2 protein-coding genes are annotated in these 2085 nt (G+C 45.4%); both read right to left on the reverse strand.

Translation table 11 applies throughout. The features are described from left to right. On the reverse strand, nucleotides 1-462 hold a 462-nt coding region (locus WA010_RS03580; RefSeq protein WP_422555801.1), incomplete at its 3' end, for a putative sulfate exporter family transporter. Between the two features lie 159 nt (nucleotides 463-621). After that, nucleotides 622-2085 (reverse strand): DUF748 domain-containing protein (locus tag WA010_RS03585; RefSeq protein WP_422555802.1); only part of this gene is annotated, 1464 nt, incomplete at its 5' end.

Raw genomic sequence — 2085 nt, forward strand, 5'->3', positions numbered from 1 at the left:
TTCGCTCTGGAGAACAGGTTCAGTAGCCAAAACCGCCGCCGCACCACACACAGCTGCCCCCGAAGCGGTTAGCATCGAGGTATCGCGATCCATTTTAAAAATCTTTTGTCCCAAATAGGTCCCGAGAATAAACGTTGTGGAAAGCATGATCAAAGAGACCATAAAACCCTCCATTCCTACCTCAGCGATTTGCTGAAATGTGATCCTAAACCCGTAAAATACGATTGCGAAACGGAGAATTTTTTTACCCGAAAAGGTGATCCCCCCTTCCCAAGCGGCAGGAATTTGGTTATGAAGGGTATTAGCATAAAATATCCCCAGTACAATCCCCACAACGAGTGGAGAGATTCCGAGATTTTTAACCACTGCCAAATCGGCGATCATCGTCGCGGCTGCGGCAAAAATAGCGACAAAAAGGATACCGCTGAGGGTATCTTTGCGCTTTGCAGGTGAAAACGGCATAAAGACTCCTATTGAAAGATACACTCTAGCAGGCAAAGCCCGCCAGAGTGGCAAGGACACTTTTGTCCTTTGCAATCCCCTAAAGCTTTCCGCATTAATGCGGAAGATTTCTCTAGAGTAAAAACGACATTATAGGACGAATCACAAAATTCTCAAAATTTAGGGGACAACGATCTCCAAACGATTAGCAATGGTATCTGCTTTCTCCCCTTTTACTTTTTCGATCTCTTTGATGGCAAGGTGTTTCTCAAATCCCGGAGTTTTCATCAAATATTTTTGGATCGCAGCAGCGCGCTGTGCACCTAGTGTCTGAAGTTCTTGCGGATTTAGCACTTGCATCGGAACCAGTTTTTCAATCAAAGCGTCCGAATAGTGTCGAACAAATGCCGCCTCTTCCGGATATTGTTCCTCTAGTTTTGCTTTAAGCACTTTACGCTCTTTTTTATCCAGCGACTCTTCGGCTATCTCCTCCAACACATCCACAGGTATCGCCTGCAACGAATCGATTTTTACCTTTTTCACCTGTTTTTGGGCAATCTGAACGAGTTTATCCGATTTAAGGGCATAAACATCATATCCTTCATCCCAGCTTCCGTACACATTCATCCCCAATTTTGGCCGCTTAGTGAGCATCGTTGTAACCAGATCGAGTTTCTCGATCTGCGGCGGAGAGAGAACCGCACTGCCCGCTTCAAAATCGATGGTTGAGAGCTTATCGCTATCAATCCCCATCATGGAACCTAGCAATCTAAACGGCGAGCTAACCGCTTTCGTAAAGAGGTTTCCGATCACCTGCCATACCACTTTGCCGTATTTGAAATCAGGGTTATTCACATCCCCCTCGATCGGTAGATCAATATCAATCACCCCATCAGAGTCTTCGAGCAATCCTACGACAAAACGCAGAGGCCACGGTGATCCCCCCTCTTTTTCAGCACCCAGCTCGATTTGTTTTATCACGACACGATTCGCGCCATGCAGTTTCCCCTCATCGATCTTATACCCCAAATCCAAAAAGAGTTTCCCCCCATCGATTTTGTACCCTAAAAATTCCAAAGAGTACGGCGTATATCCTTTGAGTTCGAGATTGTCGAAGGCGACTTTGATATCGGTGAATTTCTTAGGGGCTTTGGTGTTGAGACTTCCATCCACCTTTGCCAATCCATACTGATCAACCCCTCCTCGGAGTTTCACAAACGTTCTAACATCTTTGGTCGTCGAAATCCCCAAAACCGATCCTTCCAAATCGTGAATATAGGTTTTAAACGGAAGAGGGAGCGATAAATCGCTGAACGTTGCACTACTGTTACGCAACAGCAGTTTGACGATATCGATTCCAAAAGGATTCCCCCCCTTAGAGCCATTTGATTCCGTAGCCGTGTTTTTACTGAGTGTTGAAAAGTTCAAAACTTTTTTTGCATCAATCAGTGCATTGGTATAAAATCCGTCAATTGAGAGCTGATTGATCCGAAGCGCATTGGCTGGATAGGCATATACAAACGGCGTGGCACCGATACTCTCCCATCCGAGCAAAACCGAATCATCACGGGTATCATTGACTACCCAATCTTCCAATGCCACTTTTCCTTTGACGCCCATTTTGGAAGGGTTATAATCATAATC

Source organism: Sulfuricurvum sp. (assembly GCF_049305995.1).
In the GTDB taxonomy this organism is placed as follows: domain Bacteria; phylum Campylobacterota; class Campylobacteria; order Campylobacterales; family Sulfurimonadaceae; genus Sulfuricurvum.